The 16802-nt window shown below is 69.9% G+C and carries 13 protein-coding genes; 8 read left to right on the top strand and 5 right to left on the bottom strand.

Annotation, left to right across the window (positions count from 1 at the left end; all coding sequences use genetic code 11):
• Positions 1-2391 carry a putative bifunctional diguanylate cyclase/phosphodiesterase gene (locus tag Ato02nite_RS02130; RefSeq protein ID WP_213004614.1) on the bottom strand — a complete coding sequence of 797 codons (2391 nt, stop codon included), beginning with the start codon at positions 2389-2391 and terminating at the stop codon, positions 1-3.
• 58 nt (positions 2392-2449) lie between these two features.
• Positions 2450-4762: a putative bifunctional diguanylate cyclase/phosphodiesterase gene (locus Ato02nite_RS02125; protein WP_213004613.1), complete on the bottom strand. Its 2313-nt coding sequence runs from the start codon at positions 4760-4762 to the stop codon at positions 2450-2452.
• 256 nt (positions 4763-5018) lie between these two features.
• On the opposite strand from Ato02nite_RS02125, the gene Ato02nite_RS02120 reads away from it, so the two are divergent.
• On the top strand, positions 5019-5585 hold the full coding sequence (locus tag Ato02nite_RS02120; RefSeq protein WP_213004612.1) for a TetR/AcrR family transcriptional regulator: 567 nt from the start codon (positions 5019-5021) through the stop codon (positions 5583-5585).
• Positions 5586-5659: 74 nt separating this feature from the next.
• Complete coding sequence (locus tag Ato02nite_RS02115) at positions 5660-7156, top strand: MFS transporter (RefSeq protein WP_213004611.1); 1497 nt, start codon at positions 5660-5662, stop codon at positions 7154-7156.
• A gap of 36 nt (positions 7157-7192) precedes the next feature.
• Here Ato02nite_RS02115 and Ato02nite_RS02110 read toward each other — a convergent pair whose 3' ends face one another.
• Entirely contained in the window at positions 7193-7786 is a 594-nt protein-coding gene (locus Ato02nite_RS02110) for a TetR/AcrR family transcriptional regulator (RefSeq protein WP_213004610.1), read from the bottom strand.
• A 156-nt stretch (positions 7787-7942) separates the two neighbouring features.
• On the opposite strand from Ato02nite_RS02110, the gene Ato02nite_RS02105 reads away from it, so the two are divergent.
• The gene (locus Ato02nite_RS02105) at positions 7943-9262 is read left to right on the top strand and encodes a lysylphosphatidylglycerol synthase transmembrane domain-containing protein (protein ID WP_213004609.1); all 1320 of its coding nucleotides are present in this window, start codon (positions 7943-7945) and stop codon (positions 9260-9262) included.
• A 78-nt stretch (positions 9263-9340) separates the two neighbouring features.
• A complete protein-coding gene (locus Ato02nite_RS02100; protein WP_213004607.1) occupies positions 9341-10837 on the top strand; it encodes an MFS transporter in 1497 nt (498 codons plus the stop codon).
• Between the two features lie 58 nt (positions 10838-10895).
• Here Ato02nite_RS02100 and Ato02nite_RS02095 read toward each other — a convergent pair whose 3' ends face one another.
• Positions 10896-11579 carry a response regulator gene (locus Ato02nite_RS02095; RefSeq protein ID WP_213004606.1) on the bottom strand — a complete coding sequence of 228 codons (684 nt, stop codon included), beginning with the start codon at positions 11577-11579 and terminating at the stop codon, positions 10896-10898.
• Positions 11576-12754 carry a sensor histidine kinase gene (locus Ato02nite_RS02090; RefSeq protein ID WP_213004605.1) on the bottom strand — a complete coding sequence of 393 codons (1179 nt, stop codon included), beginning with the start codon at positions 12752-12754 and terminating at the stop codon, positions 11576-11578. Before Ato02nite_RS02090 ends, Ato02nite_RS02095 begins: the two co-directional genes overlap by 4 nt.
• 266 nt (positions 12755-13020) lie before the next feature.
• On the opposite strand from Ato02nite_RS02090, the gene Ato02nite_RS02085 reads away from it, so the two are divergent.
• From Ato02nite_RS02085 to Ato02nite_RS02070, 4 genes are read left to right on the top strand one after another with little or no spacing between them, the layout of a single operon-like run.
• Positions 13021-13896, top strand: a complete 876-nt coding sequence (locus Ato02nite_RS02085) for a polyphosphate polymerase domain-containing protein (RefSeq protein WP_213004604.1) — start codon at positions 13021-13023, stop codon at positions 13894-13896.
• A 5-nt stretch (positions 13897-13901) separates the two neighbouring features.
• Positions 13902-14579 (top strand): DUF4956 domain-containing protein, encoded by a 678-nt coding sequence (locus Ato02nite_RS02080; RefSeq protein WP_213004603.1) that lies wholly within the window; start codon positions 13902-13904, stop codon positions 14577-14579.
• Complete coding sequence (locus Ato02nite_RS02075) at positions 14576-16111, top strand: CotH kinase family protein (RefSeq protein ID WP_213004602.1); 1536 nt, start codon at positions 14576-14578, stop codon at positions 16109-16111. Before Ato02nite_RS02080 ends, Ato02nite_RS02075 begins: the two co-directional genes overlap by 4 nt.
• Positions 16108-16791 (top strand): response regulator transcription factor, encoded by a 684-nt coding sequence (locus Ato02nite_RS02070; protein ID WP_213004601.1) that lies wholly within the window; start codon positions 16108-16110, stop codon positions 16789-16791. Before Ato02nite_RS02075 ends, Ato02nite_RS02070 begins: the two co-directional genes overlap by 4 nt.
• The last annotated feature ends 11 nt before the right edge of the window (positions 16792-16802 follow it).

Below are 16802 nucleotides of genomic sequence, written 5' to 3'. Positions count from 1 at the left end.
CTAGCGGACGGCGGAGCCGGTCGTCATGCGTTCGATGAGCGCGGCGACCGGCTCCGGCCGGCCCAGGTGATAGCCCTGGGCGTAACGGCAGCCCATCCGGGTGAGCAGGTTCAGCTGGTCCTCGGTCTCGATGCCCTCGACCACCACCTTGAGGCCGAGCGTGTGCCCGAGCTGCAGGACCGCGCTGACCAGCTCCTGCTGCCGCTGATTGCCGACCAGGCCGGTGATGAACGAGCGGTCCACCTTCAGCACGTCCACCGGGATGTCCCGCAGGTAGCCGAGCGACGAGTAGCCGGTGCCGAAGTCGTCGATGGCGATCTTCACGCCGAGCTCGCGCAGCTCCTCGAGCCGGGCCGCGGTGACCGCGAGATCGCGCATCAGGATCGTCTCGGTCAGCTCCAGCACCAGGCAGTGCGGCGACAGGCCGGTGGTGGCCAAGGCGTACGCGACCCGGTCGGTCAGGTCCGGGATCTCCAGCTCGACCGCGGACAGGTTCACGCTCACCCAGGCCGGCGACGCCTCCGGGGCAAGATCCTGCCAGTTCTTGACGGCCAGGCACGCCTCGAACAGCACCCACCGGTCGATCTCGGCGATCAGACCGGTCTCCTCGGCCAGCGGGATGAACGAGCCCGGCTGCTGCAGCCCGCGCTCCGGGTCCTGCCAGCGCACCAGCGCCTCCACCCCGCCGACCCGCCGGCCGGGCAACGCCACCACCGGTTGCAGGTGCAGGCGCAGCTCGCCGCGGTGCACGGCGTCGCGCAGCCGGGCCTCACTGTCCAGCTTGTCGATCAACTGCTCGTGCATCCGGCTCTCGAAGATCTCGAAGCAGCCCTTGCCACGGGCCTTCGCCGCGTACATCGCCACGTCCGCGTTGCGCAGCACCTCCTCGGCGTCGGTGTGCGCGGCGACGCTCGGCACCACGCCGATGCTCACCGACACGACCGCCTTGCGTCCGTGCACCATGAACGGCTGGTTCAGCGCGTCCAGGCAGGACTGCGCGTAGACCTCGGCGGCCTCCTGGCCGACGCCCTCCAGCAGCACGGCGAACTCGTCGCCGCCGAGCCGGGCCACCGTGTCGTGCGCGCGCAGCGCCCCGGTCAGCCGCTCGGCGGTGGTGCGCAGCAGCGCGTCGCCGGCGTTGTGGCCGAGACTGTCGTTGACCTTCTTGAAGCCGTCCAGGTCGAGGTAGAGCACGGCGGCGGAGTCGGCGGAGGCCCGGGCCCGGGTCATCGCGTGGTCCAGCCGATCGAGGAACAGTTTCCGGTTCGGCAGGCTGGTGAGACCGTCGTGCAGGGCCTGGTGGCGCAGGTCGTGCTCGAGGTCGCGCTGGCGGGTGACGTCACGCAGCACGACGACCGCACCGCCGTCCCGGGCGATGCCGGTGAGGGAGTAGGCGACCCGCACGGTCGTACCATCCGGGCGCGGCAGCGTGACCTCGCGCTCGTTGCTCTCGCCGGCCGGCAGGAACTCCAGCGTGTCCATCCCGAGCAGGCCGTCCACGCCGAGCCCGGTGATCCGGCCGGCCGCTTCGTTGGCGAAGGTGACCCGGCCGCCCGCGTCGACCCCCAGAATGCCCTCGCCGGCGTTGGCCAGGATGCTGTCGGTGTACTCCTTGGCGAGGATCTCCCGGGCCGAGCGTTCCAGGCGTTCGGTCATGTCGTCGAAGGCGTGCCCGAGCCGGCTGATCTCGTCGGTGCCGCGCATCCCGACCCGGCGGGTGTAGTCGCCGTCCCGGATGACCTCCACCGCCCGGGTCAGCGAGTTGATCCGCCGGGTGATCGACCGGGAGATGATCAGACCGAGCAGCATCACCAGCAGGATGCAGGCCAGCCCGGCCGCCACGATGATCTTCCGAGCGGTGGCGGTGGCCGCCATCATCTGATGGTAGAGCTGGGTGTACTCGAGGATGACCGCGCCCTTGGTGACGTTGCCCGCCCCGCCCAGCGGCACCACGACCTGCAACATGTCCTCGGGGCTGTCGTCGCCGTACTCGACGAAGACCCGGGCCTCGCCGTCGGCCATGGTGGCGTCGATCTCGCCGCCCCGGTCCCCGTCGAACGTCTCGCCGACCTCGCCGGGCACCACGTCGGCCAGGATCGTCTTGAACTTGTCCACCACCACGATGTCGCGCTGATGCAGGTCGTGCTGGCGTTTCAGGTAGGCGGCGAGCGCCTGCGGGTCGTAGAAGAGCGGGGTGGTGGACTCGCCGATCCGCTTCGGCGGTAGCCCGAACGCGATGTCCTGGGCGATGCCGCGAGCGAGCTGGTCCGCCTCGGAGGCGGCGGCACGGCGCACCGAGCCGGCGTCGGCCCGCAGCACGACGCCGCCGGTCGCGGCCACCAGAGCGGCTGCTGCCAGGAACGCGCCCAGCAACTTACGCCGTACGTCCATCCCCGCCCGTCCGTCCGGTTGGTCCCCCTGTTCCTGATCGGCGGTTGTTCGAGCGGCCTTACGCTTGCCGGACTTTCCGGTCGGCCGGCACGGTCAGCAGCAGTTCGATGTCCGAGCCGGCCATCGGGCGGGCGAAGTGGAAGCCCTGGGCCAGCCGGTAGCCCATCTTGTGCAGCCGGTAGGCCTGGTCGGCGGTCTCCACGCCCTCGGCCACCGCCTCGATCTTCAGGCCCTCGGTGATGCCGATCAGCCCGTTCACGATCACCGCCTGGGTGCTCGAACCGGTCACCCCGTCGACGAACGACTTGTCCACCTTCAGGACCTTCACCGGGCAGTCCACCAGCAGGCTCAGCGACGACTGGCCGGTACCGAAGTCGTCCAGGGCGATCCGCAGGCCGAGCGCGTGCAGGTCCCGTACGGCCTCGAGGGCTTCCCCGGTGCCCAGCACCGCGGTCTCGGTGACCTCCGCGACCAGCCGATGGGGGTCGATGCCGGAGCTGCGCAGCAGCTCGGCCACCTCCGCGACGAAACCGGGCTCCCGCAGCTGGCGCGCCGAGATGTTGACGCTGACCTTCTCCGGCGCGTTGTCGCCGTAGGCCCGCTCCCACTCGGCGGCCTGCCGCACTGCCTCGCGCAGGATCCACCGGCCCAGCTCGACGATGTGGCCGTTGCGCTCGGCGAGCGGGATGAACACCGCCGGGGAGACCAGGCCGTGCTCGGGGTGCCGCCAGCGGACCAGGGCCTCCACCCCGGCCAGCCGGCCGTGCGGCAGCTCGACGATCGGCTGGTAGAGCAGGAACAACTCGTCGCGGGTGAGGGCCTGGCGCAGGTCGGCGGCGAGCTTCGCGTCGGCGTCGGCGAGCTGGTCCATGATCGGGTCGAACCAGGTGCACCGGCCGCCGCCGGTGTTCTTGGCCGCGTACATCGCCACGTCGGCCCGGCGGACCAACTCCTCCGGGGTGTCTCCGGGGCGGGACGCGGTCACGCCGATGCTGACCCGCGGCTCCAGGTCGCTGCCGTTCAGCGACAGCGTCTCCTGCACCCGGTCGAGCACCTCGTTCAGCAGCCGGGCCGCGGCCTCGTCGTCCAGATCGGGCAGCAGCAGGGTGAACTCGTCGCCACCCTGCCGGGCCACCACGTCCTGCGGGCGCAGGCCCTCGCGCAGTCGCCGGCTGACCGTGCGCAGCAGGGCGTCGCCGGTGCCGTGCCCCATCCGGTCGTTGATCACCTTGAAGTCGTCCAGGTCGAGCATCGCCACGTGGAACGGCCCGCCGGTCGCGAGTCGGGCGGTGACCTGCTCGGCGAACCGCTCCCGGTTCGCGACGCCGGTCAGCGCGTCGTGGCTGATCTGGTGGTCCAGCTCGGTCTGGTACTCCCGCAGCTGGGAGAGGTTGGCGTCGACGGTGGCCAGCAGCCGGGTGTTGTCGCGCAGCGCGCTGATCTGCCGGATCACCACGAGCGCGGTGATCGCGGCCACGCACAGCGCGACGGTCACCTGCTCCGGGCCGTCGTCGAACTCGCCCGCCACCAGCAACGCGGTCATCGCCGCCACCGCGATGTAGGGCAGCACGCTGAACCGCTGATCCGGCCGGCATTCGGTGGCCGGTCCGGCCGAGCGGATCTGCAGGCCGGCCGCGATGACCGTGGCCAGGCCGGAGACCGGCCCGGCGAGGAACGACGTGGTCAGGTACGGGTGCTCGGCGAAGAGCGGGCTGAGGGCCCCGCTCATCGCGGCCAGCGCCACCCCGCCCGCCAGCACGTGCAGGGACCGCCGATTCAGCCCGCCGGTGCCCGCGAAGGTCACCTTCACCAGCGCGATGACGGCGACCAGGGCGAGCGCGCAGACCGCGAGCATCGCCAGGTTCTGCCGGCTCCACGCGCCGCCCGCGTGCAGCCACAGGCGCCACAGCAGCCCGCCGCAGGTGATCAGCAGCACCCCCGCGTCCAGCCCGAACCGGGTCCAGTCGCCGCGGGTGCGCTGCCAGACCGGCAGCCGCAACATCGCCCAGATCATGATCAGTACGACGACGACCAGGATGCCCAGCGTCAACGGGCTGATGTACTGCGTCGGTTCCGGGCCACCGAGCGCGTCACGCATGTTGCTGACCTCGCCCACTGTCAGCACGGCACAGGCCAGCGCGAGCGTCCGCCAGAACCGGCGGGTTGCCGCGGCGAGATCCAGGCGGACCGAGGCCTTCCAGCAGGCGTACGCGGCCAGAGCCGCGATAGCCACCACGGGCAACCAGCCGAACCCGGGGTGGGGCCACTCGTGCCGGAGCCCGACGAGCACCCAGCCGACCTCGAACGCGACGAGCGCCAGGGTCAGCGCGGTCACGCCGTCGACGCGGCGAAGCAGGGGTGCGGTGGACACGGTTGCCAATTCGGTAGCAAACGCTGTCGACATGAGGAATTTGCCCATCCGATGCCTGACCCGGCGTCCGGACCGACCGTGCTCACGGCGTACGCAAGCGGCCTTTTGGTCTGAGGTTTTGAAAGGCGTCCGCCCTCGGCGGGCGCCTTTGCCGTTGGCTGGGTCACACTTGGCTCCGGAGATCGCCTTCGGGAGGCAGGAGCGCTAGTGTACGAAACAGTTTCGTTTCGCTTGATCGATAGGACGGGGGGTTGTCATGGCGGGCCGACTCGATGAGGAGCGCGAGCAGGCGATCCTGCGGGCTACCTACGAACTGATCGGTGAGACGGGCTACCAGGGTCTGCGGGTCGACGCCGTCGCGGCGCGGGCCCAGGCCAGCAAGGCCACGCTCTACCGGCACTGGCCCACCAAGGCCGGTCTGGTCGTCGACGCTGTCCGGTGCTGCAAGGCGGAGGCACCCCCGCCGCCCGACACCGGAAGCCTGCGCGGCGACCTGACAGCGTGGTTCGCCGAGATCGGCGGCTTCATCACCGGCGATGAGGGTCCGATCCTGGCCGGCCTGTTCATGGCCATGCACACCGATTCGGCCCTGGCCACCGAGCTGCGGTCGATGCAGGAATCCAAAGTGCCGTTCGCGGAAGCCATCTGTGAGCGGGCCGAGCGCCGGGGCGAACTGCGCCCGGGTTACGACGCCCGGCTGATCGACGAGATCGTGCCGCCCCTGCTGTTCATGCACTGTTTCGCCTTCGGGCGGCCACTCGACGACGCGTATGTCGCGCACGTCGTCGACGACATCATCCTTCCGCTCCTGACCCGCGACTGACCGTTTTTCCTGCCGACCCCGCGGCTCCTGCGCCGCGTGGGTGATCTCCGCGTGCCCTAATAGGGGGATTCTCCATGTCCATCACGACCTCTGCGGCTCAATCTGCGCCGGATATATCCGGTAAGTCGCCATCTAAGTGGCTTGCGCTGGCCGTCATCGCGGTGTCGCAGCTGCTTATCGTGCTCGACGCCACGATCGTCAACATCGCCATGCCCACCGCCCAGGTCGCGCTCGACATCAGCGACGCCAACCGGCAGTGGATCATCACGGCGTACACCCTGGCCTTCGGTGGTCTTCTGCTGCTCGGCGGTCGCATCGCCGACTTCACCGGCCGCAAGCGCGCCTTCATCATCGGCCTGCTCGGCTTCGCCGTGGCGTCCGCCCTCGGCGGCCTCGCCCAGAACGCCGAGACCCTGTTCGCGGCGCGCGCCCTCCAGGGTGCGTTCGGCGCGCTCATGGCGCCGGCCGCGTTGTCGCTGCTGACCGTCACCTTCACCGAGGCCAAGGAGCGGGCCCGCGCGTTCGGCGTCTACGGCGCCATCGCCGGTGGCGGCGGCGCGATCGGCCTGCTCATGGGCGGCGTCCTGACCGAGTACGCGTCGTGGCGATGGACCCTGCTGGTCAGCGCGCCGATCGCGATCATCGCGGCGGTGGCCGCCGTGCGCTTCGTCGGCGAGAGCAAGGCCGAGGGCAACACCCGCTACGACCTCCCCGGCGCGCTGACCTCGACCCTCGGCCTGGTGTCCCTGGTGTACGGCTTCACCAAGGCGGCCAGCGACGGCTGGGACTCCGCCACCACGATCGCCTACCTGGTCGCGGCGGCCGTTCTCCTGGTCGGCTTCGTGGTGATCGAGCTGCGCTCCTCGCACCCGCTGCTGCCGATGCGCGTCATCCTCGACCGCAACCGCGGCGGTTCCTACCTCTCCGCGCTGCTGGTCGGGGCCGGCATGTTCGGTGTCTTCCTCTTCCTCACCTACTACCTGCAGCTGACCCTGGGCTACTCGGCGCTGAAGACCGGCGTCGCGTTCCTGCCCTTCACGCTCGGCATCATCCTCGGCGCCGGCTTCTCGGCCCAGATGCTCACCCGGGTGGGTCCGCGCATCCTGATGTTCGCCGGCATGCTGCTGTCCGCGGCCGGCATGGTGATGCTCACCCGCATCGGCCTGGACACCGGCTTCCTCTCGCACGTCCTCCCGGCCGAGCTGATCATCAGCTTCGGCATGGGCGTGACCTTCGGCCCGATGTCCAACACGGCCCTGGTCGGCGTGGCCGACCACGACGCCGGCGTGGCCAGCGCGCTGATCAACACCACCCAGCAGATCGGTGGCTCGCTCGGCACCGCCCTGCTGAACACCATCTTCACCTCGGCGGTCGCCGGCTACATCGCCGACAACCTGACCGACCCGTCCCAGGCCCAGGCGTTGCAGGGGGTCGCCACGGTGCACGGTTACACGGTCGCCTTCTGGGTGAGCGCAGCCGTGATCGGGGCGGCCGCGCTGACCGCGCTGTTCCTGGTCAAGGCGAGCCGGGAAGAGGTCGCCTCGACCGGCGCCACGGCCGTAGCGGTCTGACACCCGCCGACCCCGGCCGCAGCGTCGCGGCCGGGGTCAGTGCGGCAGCAGCGCGTTCACCACGTCGGTCAGCGGGCCTACCAGGTCCAGCTCGTCGGCGGCGGCGATCGGGGCCAGGCGCAGCGACGTGCGCAGCAGCGTGATGCCGATCGCGGTGGCCAGCACGATCTGGGCCCGGAGCAGGGTTTCCTCATCCGCGGGCCGGCCCGCGGCGGCGGCCAGTTTCTCGCTGACGGCGTGCAGGATCTCGCGCCGCATGACGTTGACGCGCTCCTCGCCCGAGGTGCGCAGCAGCATCATCAACGAGTCCTGCAGGCGGCCCTCGTCGGTACCGGTGGCGATCTTGTTGGCCATCCGCGCGGTGATCTGGTCGAGGGTGATGTTGTCGACGTTGCGGTTGATGTCGCTGGCGGCCATGCCCAGGCAGGCCTCGAACAGGCCCTCTTTCGAGGTGAAGTAGCGGTTGATGAGCGCCACGTTGACGCCGGCGTCGTCCGCTATGTCGCGCACGGTGGTCGCCGCGTAGCCGTCCCGGATGAACCGGATGCGGGCCACGTGCAGCAGCAGTTGCCGGGTCTCGGCCGCGTTCCGCCGACGACGCGGCGTCTGCACGACCTGCTCACTTGACATGCCGCCAGCGTATCCGATCCTTTCCGACTAAGTAAACAAACATTTACATGTGTGGTCACGCGCCGCACGTGATCAACCACTCATCCGCATGTAAACAACTGTTGATGTACCGTGCGCAAGTCAGCGCACGTTTACTACGAGCGGATCGTGATCGAAATGGGCCGAGTACTCGACCGGCCGCCGGCCGGAAGCCTGCCGCCCGCCGAGGGCCGGCCCCCGGCCGAGGGTCGCCTACCAGCGCAAAGTCGGCTGCCCGCCGAAGATCGGCCCCCAGCGGAAGGCCGGTTGCCCGCCGAGGGCCGGTTGCCCGCCGAGGGCCGGTTGCCCGCCGAAGGTCGGCTCCGCGCTGTGGACCGGTTGCCCGCCGAGGGTCGGCTGCTCGGCGAAGATCGGCCGACAGCGAACGGCCAGTTGCTCGCCGAGCGCGGGTCGACTGTTGTCGGCTGGACGGCGACGGCGACGGCGGCGGCCGGGGCTCGGTCGCGGTTCGCGGTGACGGTCGCTGTGGCTCGGCGTCGGGTGCTGGCCGCGTCTCGGCTCTGGTGGGTGCGGGCGGCGGCCGCGCTGGTGGCCGCTGTCGTCGTGGTGGCGAGCCTGCGTGGCCGGCTGCCCGAGCCGGCGGAGATCGTCGGGGCGTTGCGCGACGCCGACCCCCGGTGGTTCGCCGTTGCGCTGGTCCTTCAGCAGTTGTCCCAGGCGGCGTTCGGCTGGCAGCAGCGGGTCATGCTGTCGGCGTTCGGCGTCGGCATGTCCCGCCGGGACGCGATGGCGGTGGCCTACACCCGCTCGGCGATCAGCCTGGCGTTCCCGGCCGGCTCCGCGGTGTCGGCCGCCTACGCGGTCACCCAGTATCGCCGGCTCGGCGCGACCTCGGCCGCCGCGGCGACCACGATGCTGCTGTCCGGCGTCGCGTCGGTCGGCGGGCTGTTGCTGACCTATGCCGGGGTGGCCGGCCCGATGACCGTGCTGCGGCAGCCCGCCATCGCCGTCGCGGTGCTGCTCGGTCTGCTGGCCGTCGCGCCGGTGGTGGTCCAGGTAGTGCGCATGCGGTCCCGGCGCTCGCCTCTCGACGCGGCCCGGCCGCCTGGTGCCGTCCGCCGGTTGCTGGGCGAGATCCGGAGCGTGCGCCCGCGGCATCTCGGCGCGACCGTCGGATTCGCCGTACTCAATTGGCTTCTTGATCTTGCTTGTCTGGTTGCGGCCGCGCGCGGCAGTGGCCTTTCGCTGTCGGTGGCGCACCTGGCCACGGTCTATCTCGCGGTTCAGGTGGTGCGGCAGATTCCGATCACGCCCGGTGGTTTCGGGGTGATCGAGGCGAGCCTGCTCGCCGGGCTGGTTGCCGCCGGGGCCCCGCATGCCGCCGCGGTCGCCGCCGTGCTGGTCTATCGCCTGGCGTCCTGCTGGTTCGTGCTGCCGCTGGGCCTCGGATCGCACCTGCTCCTGCGCCTGAGAGGTCCGCGTCCCGCGGTGGTGTGACGTAAGCAATTGTTGACTTAGCCTCGGCCGCGGTCGATAGTTAGTCAGCAAGCGTTTACATCAAGCCTGAGGGACGTCATGACGCAAACACTCGAGGCGCGCGAGCCAGCGGGCGTCGACCGCCCCGGCCGCGGCGGCACCCTGCTCGTGCTCTACCTGTCGCTGGGTGGTCTGGCCTTCGCCGTGCTCCAGTCCCTGGTCGCCCCGGCGCTCGGCACGATCGGCCGGGACCTGGGCGCGGACACCAGCGACGCCAGCTGGGTGATCACCGCCTATCTGCTGTCGGCCTCGGTGCTGACGCCCGTCCTCGGCCGCCTCGGTGACATGGTCGGCAAGCGCAAGGTCCTCATCGCCGTGCTGGCCGTGCTGGCCATCGGCACCCTGGTCGCCGCGCTCGCGCCCAGCTTGCCGGTGCTGATCGTGGCCCGCGCGCTGCAGGGCGCCGCCGGTGCGATCCTGCCGCTGTCGATCGGCATCGTCCGCGACGAGCTGCCCCGCGACCGGGTCAGCGTCATCGTCGGCCTGCTCTCCGCGATCTTCGGCATCGGTGCCGGCATCGGCATCGTGGCGGCCGGCCCGATCGTCGAGCACCTGTCCTGGCACTGGCTGTTCTGGCTGCCGCTGGCCCTGGTCGTGATCGCCCTGCTCGGCGCGGTCTTCGGGATGAAGGAGTCGCCGGTCCGCACCCCGGGTCGTCTCGACTTCCTCGGCACCGGCATTCTCTCGGTCGGGCTCGTGGCGCTGCTGCTGGCGATCAGCAAGGGCCAGTCCTGGGGCTGGGGTGAGGCCAAGACGATCGTCCTGCTCGCGATCGGTGTGGTCGCGCTGGTCGTCTTCGTCCTGGTCGAGCGGCGGGTCAAGGAGCCGCTGGTCGACATGCGCCTGATGAAGGTGCGCGGCGTGTGGGCCACCGACCTGGTCTCGCTGGTCCTCGGCTTCGCGATGTTCGGCACGTTCCTGCTGGTCCCGACGCTGCTGCAGCTGCCCGCGGCGACCGGCTACGGCTTCGGCAAGTCGGTGTCGCAGTCCGGCCTGTTCCTGCTGCCCACCGTCGTGACCATGGTGATCTTCGGTCCGCTGGCCGGCATCCTGAACCGCAAGTTCGGCCCGAAGCTGCCGATGTTCCTGGGCGCGTTGTTCGTCGTGGCCGCCTTCGGAGTGCCCGCCCTCGCGCACGGCGAGCTGTGGCAGGTCGTGCTCTCCGGGGTGCTGTCCGGGGCCGGCATCGGCCTGTCCTTCGCGGCCATGTCGAACGCCATCATCGAGAGCGTCCCGGCCACCCAGACCGGCGAGGCGACCAGCGTCAACACCATCGCCCGAACGATCGGCAGCAGCATCGGCACGGCGGTGGTCGCCGCGGTCATCACCTCCCACACCACGGCGCAGGGCCTGCCCACCGACGACGCCTTCACGTACGGCTTCGGTGTCTGTGGGGTCGTCGCGGTCCTGGCCGTGGCCGCCGCGCTCGCCCTGCCCCGGGCCCGCCGCCGGCACGAGGAGGCCGTCCAGGCCGGCGTCGGTGACCTCCCGCCCGAGCCGGAGGAGATCCACCTGCCGCACCTGAACAACCGCTGACCTCTTCGGAGATCCGGCCGTGACCGCCTGACCGGTGGTCACGGCCGCTGCCGGGCCGTCAGGTCAGTTTCTCGCCGGGACGGACCAGCCCCCGCTGGTACGCGAGGACGACGAGCTGGGCGCGATCGCGGATACCGAGCTTGGTCATGGCCCGGTTGACGTGGGTCTTGGCGGTGAGTGGGGAGACGTGCAGGCGTACGGCGATCTCCTCGTTGGACAACCCGTGCGCGACCAGGATCAGGATCTCCCGCTCACGTTCGGTGAGTGTGTCCAGTCGGCCGAACTCCGGTTCGGGCAGCGGTTCCAGCTCGGGCCGGCTCAGGAACTGGCAGATCAGCGACCGGGTGGCGGCCGCCGAGAGCAGGGCCTCGCCGGCGGCGACCGTACGCACCGCGTGGACCAGCTCGTCCGGCTCCATATTCTTGCCGAGGAAGCCGCTCGCACCGGCGCGCAGCGCGCGAACCACGTTGTCGTCGTTCTCGAACGTGGTGAGCACGAGGATACGAACGCCGTCGAGATCCTCGTCGGCGGTGATCCGCCGGGTGGCCTCCAGCCCGTCCATCTCCGGCATGCGGATGTCCATCAGGACGACGTCGGCCCGGGTGGTGCGGGCCAGGCGCACCGCGTCGGCGCCGTGGCCGGCCTCGCCCACCACCTCGATGCCCGGCTTGCCGTCCAGGATGAGCTTGTAGCCGGCGCGGATGAGTGCCTGGTCGTCGGCGAGCAGGACCCGGATCGTCATGGCTGGGCCTTCGGCGTGGGGGCGGGCAGCACGGCGCGGACCCGGAAGGTGCCGTCCGGGCGTTGCTCGGCCTTGAGGGTGCCGCCGGTCGCGGTGGCGCGTTCCCGCATGCCGACCAGTCCATAGCCCTCGGCGGGGCCGTTCGCGCCGACCCGGTTGGTCACCTCCAGGATGACGTGACCGGCGGTGTATTTGATCGCCAGAGACGCCGTCCCGGTGCCGTGCTTGTGCGCGTTGGTGAGGGACTCCTGCAGGATCCGGTAGGCGGCCAGGTCGACCAGGGCCGGCAGCTCCCGCGCGGCGCCGTGTCGGCGGTGTTCGACAGCGAGACCGGCCGCGGCCGCGGTGCTCAGCAGTTCGGCGAAACGGGCCAGACCGCGGGTGGGTTCGGTGGTGCTGTCCAGGTCGTCGGCCTGGCGCAGCACGCCGACGACGGAGCCGAGCTCGCGCAGCACGGTGTCGGAGGCGCGGCGGATGTGCACGAGCGCGGAGTCGGCCGCCTCCGGCTGGTGGGACAGCACGTGGCGGGCCGCGCCGGCCTGGACACTGATCATGGCGATGTGGTGGCTGACGACGTCGTGCAGTTCACGGGCGATGCGGATACGTTCCTCGACGACCCGGCGCCGCGCTTCGCCGTCACGGGTCTCTTCGGCGCGGCGGGCGCGCTCCTCGACCTCGGCGACGTAGGCCTGCCGGGTCCGGCTGGCGTCGCCGACCGCGGTGGCCAGGCCGACCCAGGCGAGTACGCCGAGGTTCTGCGGGGCCCACCAGCTGCTGTCCGACGTGTAGACCGCGGCAACGTAGAGCGGCAGGGCGACGGCGGCGGCCATGAACCACATCCGGTGCCGGTCGAGGCCGCTCGCCACGGTGTAGACCGCGACCACCAGGGCGATCATCAACACCGGCTGCTGCGAGTCGGTGCGGAGCGTGGTCGCGACCGTGGCGCCGCCGATGATCATCAACACCGGCAGTGGCCAGATGCGCCGGCAACCGACCGCCGCCCAGGCGAGAACACCGACTCCGACACCGCCCGGGTGCGGACCGCCCGCCGTGCCTTCGGCGTTCGCCGCGGCCAGCAGCGCCGGCAGGGCCAGTGCGCCGCCGAGCGCCGCGTCGATCAGCAGCGGATGCCGCATGACGTTTCGGCGGATCCGCTCGACGACCGTGGTGAACACGGTGACGACGGTAGGCGGTCGGTTGGCGTCACGCGTCCTCTTGGAGTGGTAGCGGGCGGGAATCCGCCCTACCGCGACGGTGGTACGGGGCACCTCACCGTAGCGACCGTTCCTGTGCGCAGCTTATGGATACTGCGTCCGCAGTATCCGCGAACCGGTCATTTGTCTACGGATGGACGACGCCGGCGGTCGGCCGTTCGGACATCGTTATGCCGTGTTCGGTACATCCGCCGTTCAGGCTCTGTTCATCCACAGATTGGCTTGGCATGCGATCTCTGTTCCGCCGTGGCCCCGCACCGCCGGAACCCGATACCCCTCCGCTCGATCCGGGGACCGACCATCGCAGTAACGACCATGTCGGTCACGCCCTGCGGGCTCCCACCGCGCTGCACGCGTTCAACCGGTACGAGATCAAGTACCTGCTACCGAGCGCTCAGATTCCCGAGTTGCGGGCGGAACTGGTCGGCCGGCTCGATGTCGACAGCCATGGCACCGACGGTGGGTACGGGGTGTGGAGCACCTATTACGACACCCGTGACCTGCGGTTCTACTGGGAGAAGATCGAGGGGCTGAAGTTCCGCCGCAAATTGCGGATCCGGCACTACGGCGACCGGTACACCGTCGGTGACGACACCACCGTGCACGTGGAGATCAAGCAGCGGGTCAACCGGGTCACCCAGAAACGCCGGATCGCTCTGCCCTACCGGCTGGCCCGCGATCTGTGCGACCGGCGAATCATGATCGAGCACGAGCCGTCCCAGCGTGCCTTCGTCGAGGAGGTCCTGGAACTGGCCGGGCTGCTCGACCTGCGGCCGGTCGCGATGACCGGTTACCAGCGCGAGGCGTACGTCGGGCACGGCGCCGACCTGGGCCTGCGGGTCACCATGGACCATCGGATCCGTGGCCGGGACCGAGATTTCGATTTCGCCGCCGACGCGGAGAACCGGCTGATCGTGCCGGCCCGGCTCTCGGTGGTCGAGTTCAAGGCCGACGAGCGGGTGCCGTACTGGCTCACCGATCTGGCCGCCCGGATGAACATGTCAATTGTCCGGGTCTCCAAGTACTGCCAGAGCGTCGAGGCCTACGGGCACGCTCCGCGCTCGATCTTCCATGTCCCCGATCACGATTCCAGCGAGGTCTGAGCAGCATGCCCTTCGACGTTCAAGATCTGTCCGGCACGTTCAGCGTCGGGGACATCGCGATCGCCCTGTCACTGTCCTTCGTGCTCAGCGCCATGATCGCCTGGGTCTACCGGTTCACCCACCGCAACGTGTCCTACAGCCAGTCCTACGTACAGACCCTCGTCATCCTCGGCATGCTCATCTCCCTGATCATGCTGGTCGTCGGATCCAACATCGCCCGCGCCTTCGCCCTGGTCGGCGCCCTGTCGGTGGTCCGGTTCCGCAACGCCATCAAAGAAACCCGCGACGTCGGATTCATCTTCCTGGTGATGGGCGTCGGCATGGCCACCGGCACCCGCTTCTACACCCTCGCCATCGTCGCCGCCATCGTGATCAGCCTGATCATCGTCGTGATGTTCCGGTTCAACTGGTTCGCCGCCAGCGTCCAACGGCAGGTCGTCAAGGTCCAGATCCCGCCCGACGGCAACTACACCGAGAACATCCAGGACGTCCTGATCGCGCATACCAGCGAGTTCGAACTGGTCAGCCTGGAATCGATTCGCGGGGGCGCGCTCACCGAGCTGACCTACACGGTCCGGCTCAAGAAGGGCACCGAGCCCGGCGCCCTGATCGCGGCGCTGGGTGAACGCACCGGCGGGCAGCGGGTCACCGTCCTGACCGGCTACGACCAGGCCGACCTATGACCACCCTCAAACACCGCATCCCCGTCCGGATCCGGCACTACTGGAAACTCCTGGCCACCTGCGCCGCCGTCCTGCTGGCGTTGACCGTGGTGTTCACCACCGTGCGGGTCGCGCCGCTGGTCACCAGTGCGAGTGACGACTCCGGGGACCAGATCACCCAGAACATCGAGGGTACGAAGGACCTGTTCGACTCCAGCGTCGGGCACAGCCTCGAGCTGACCTTCCGTGACGCCGACTACCAGCGCCTGCTCGATTCCTACTTCAAGGACGGCGAGAAGGACTGGCTCGAGGCCGACCTGACCGTCGACGGCGTCACCGTCCCGAGCGTCGGCATCCGGCTCAAGGGCAATTCCACCCTCGGCCAGCTCACCCGCGACGGCAAGGCGCGGGAGGGCGGCTTCGGCGGTCGCCCCCGCGGCGGCGCTGCTCCGGGCGGTGCTCCGGGCGGCGCTGCTCCCGCCGGCGGGGATCAGATGCCGGGTGGCTTCGGTGGCTTCGGTGGCTTTGGTGGCGGCGGACTCAAGGCCGAGGAACCGGAAACCCTGCCGTGGCTGATCCGCTTCGACGAGTTCGTCGACGGCCGCCGCTACGAGGGCCACCGGGAGGTCACCATGCGGGTGGCCGGCATGGGCGGCGGCAAGACCGTGCTCAACGAGGCGGTCTCGCTCAACGTCCTGGCCGCGGCGGGTGAGACCGCCCAGCGGTACGCCTACACCAGCTTCACCGTCAACGACCGGCCCACCACCGCCCGGCTCGTCGTCGAGCACCCCGACGAGAACTTCGCCGACCGGATCGGCACTTCCGGTGTGCTCTACAAGAGCCTGGCCACCAGTCAGTTCACCGACCAGGGCGACGACCAGACCGACTACGCCGACGACTTCAAGCAGATCAACCTGAAGGGCAGCCAGGATCTCCAGCCGGTCATCGACCTCGTCCGGTGGGTGAACAAGAGCAGCGACACCGAGTTCGACGAACACCTCGGCGACTACGTCGACGTGCAGTCGTTCGCCCGCTACGTGGCCGAACAGAACCTGTTGCTCAACTCCGACGACATGGCCGGGCCGGGTCGCAACTACTACCTGTACTACGACCTGACGACCAGGAGGTTCAAGGTCGTCGGCTGGGACTACAACCTCACCCTGAACGGCAACGCGGAACAGGACCCGACCGCGTCGGTCAGCATGGGTGGCGGTCTGCCGGACGGCATGAAGTTACCGGAAGGAATGCAACTGCCGGAGGAGATGCAACCGCCCGGGGGCGGCGGCCGGGGCTTCGGCGGCAACAAGCTCAAGGAGCGCTTCCTGGCGAGCACCGCCTTCAAGAAGGTCTACCAGGAGGCATATCAGGAGCTTTACCAGAAGGTGTACGCCGGTGGCGCCGCGACCGAAGCCCTCGACTCGGCACTGAAGGTGCTCGCCACCGTCGACGGCTACGACCGGGCAGGAACCGCGACCGAGGCGGACCAGCTGCGCACCTTGATCCAGCAGCGCACCAAGTTCCTCGCGGGCACCGCGACCGTCAAAGGCTCATGACGGACGTCCCCCGGGTCCTGCTGGTCGGCGGTGATCGGGACGGCATGCGACACCTGGAGACGGCGATGGTGGCCGAAGGCTGGGATGCCTGGAGCGTCGGCTCCGGGGAGGCCGCCTTCGCCGCCGCCCGGTTCCAGCCGCACCTGGCCGTGATCGAGATGGCGCTGCCGGACCTCGACGGCCTGCAGGTGATGCGGCGGCTGCGGGCCGATCGGCCGGACCTGCCGGTGCTGTTCCTGACGACGGCCGCCGGCGTCGAGGCTCGGGTACGGGCCTTGACCGCCGGCGGCGACGACTGCGTGACCAGGCCGTTCTTCATGCCGGAGGTGGTCAGCCGACTCCGGGCGCTGCTCCGGCGGACCCGGGTCGCGGTGAACCCGGCGGCCTCGCTCACCGTCGCCGACCTGACCCTGCACGAACCCACCCACCAGGTGTGGCGCGCCGGTCGGCCACTGGCCTTGACCGTGACGGAGTTCGAACTGCTGCGCTACCTGATGGCCAACGCCGGTCGGGCGTTGCCGCGCGAACAGATCGTCGAACGGGTCTGGCAGTTCGACCCGAACAGCAGCGCCCGGATGGTCGACTTCCACATCGCGCACCTGCGGAAGAAGGTCGACGCGAACGGCCGGCCGCTGATCCACACCATCCGCGGGATCGGTTACATCCTCGAGGAGCGGTAGGCCGGTGACCG

The organism is Paractinoplanes toevensis (assembly GCF_018332695.1).
In the GTDB taxonomy this organism is placed as follows: domain Bacteria; phylum Actinomycetota; class Actinomycetes; order Mycobacteriales; family Micromonosporaceae; genus Actinoplanes; species Actinoplanes toevensis.
This window is presented reverse-complemented; position numbering and strand designations above follow the sequence as displayed.

What these genes read in the sequence shown, in the direction of transcription:
- Ato02nite_RS02130 (WP_213004614.1), bottom strand. Translation starts at nt 2,391, where the DNA reads ATGGACGTACGGCGTAAGTTGCTGGGCGCGTTCCTGGCAGCAGCCGCT.
- Ato02nite_RS02120 (WP_213004612.1), top strand. Translation starts at nt 5,019, where the DNA reads ATGGCGGGCCGACTCGATGAGGAGCGCGAGCAGGCGATCCTGCGGGCT.
- Ato02nite_RS02115 (WP_213004611.1), top strand. Translation starts at nt 5,660, where the DNA reads ATGTCCATCACGACCTCTGCGGCTCAATCTGCGCCGGATATATCCGGT.
- Ato02nite_RS02110 (WP_213004610.1), bottom strand. Translation starts at nt 7,786, where the DNA reads ATGTCAAGTGAGCAGGTCGTGCAGACGCCGCGTCGTCGGCGGAACGCG.
- Ato02nite_RS02105 (WP_213004609.1), top strand. Translation starts at nt 7,943, where the DNA reads ATGGGCCGAGTACTCGACCGGCCGCCGGCCGGAAGCCTGCCGCCCGCC.
- Ato02nite_RS02100 (WP_213004607.1), top strand. Translation starts at nt 9,341, where the DNA reads ATGACGCAAACACTCGAGGCGCGCGAGCCAGCGGGCGTCGACCGCCCC.
- Ato02nite_RS02095 (WP_213004606.1), bottom strand. Translation starts at nt 11,579, where the DNA reads ATGACGATCCGGGTCCTGCTCGCCGACGACCAGGCACTCATCCGCGCC.
- Ato02nite_RS02085 (WP_213004604.1), top strand. Translation starts at nt 13,021, where the DNA reads ATGCGATCTCTGTTCCGCCGTGGCCCCGCACCGCCGGAACCCGATACC.
- Ato02nite_RS02080 (WP_213004603.1), top strand. Translation starts at nt 13,902, where the DNA reads ATGCCCTTCGACGTTCAAGATCTGTCCGGCACGTTCAGCGTCGGGGAC.
- Ato02nite_RS02075 (WP_213004602.1), top strand. Translation starts at nt 14,576, where the DNA reads ATGACCACCCTCAAACACCGCATCCCCGTCCGGATCCGGCACTACTGG.
- Ato02nite_RS02070 (WP_213004601.1), top strand. Translation starts at nt 16,108, where the DNA reads ATGACGGACGTCCCCCGGGTCCTGCTGGTCGGCGGTGATCGGGACGGC.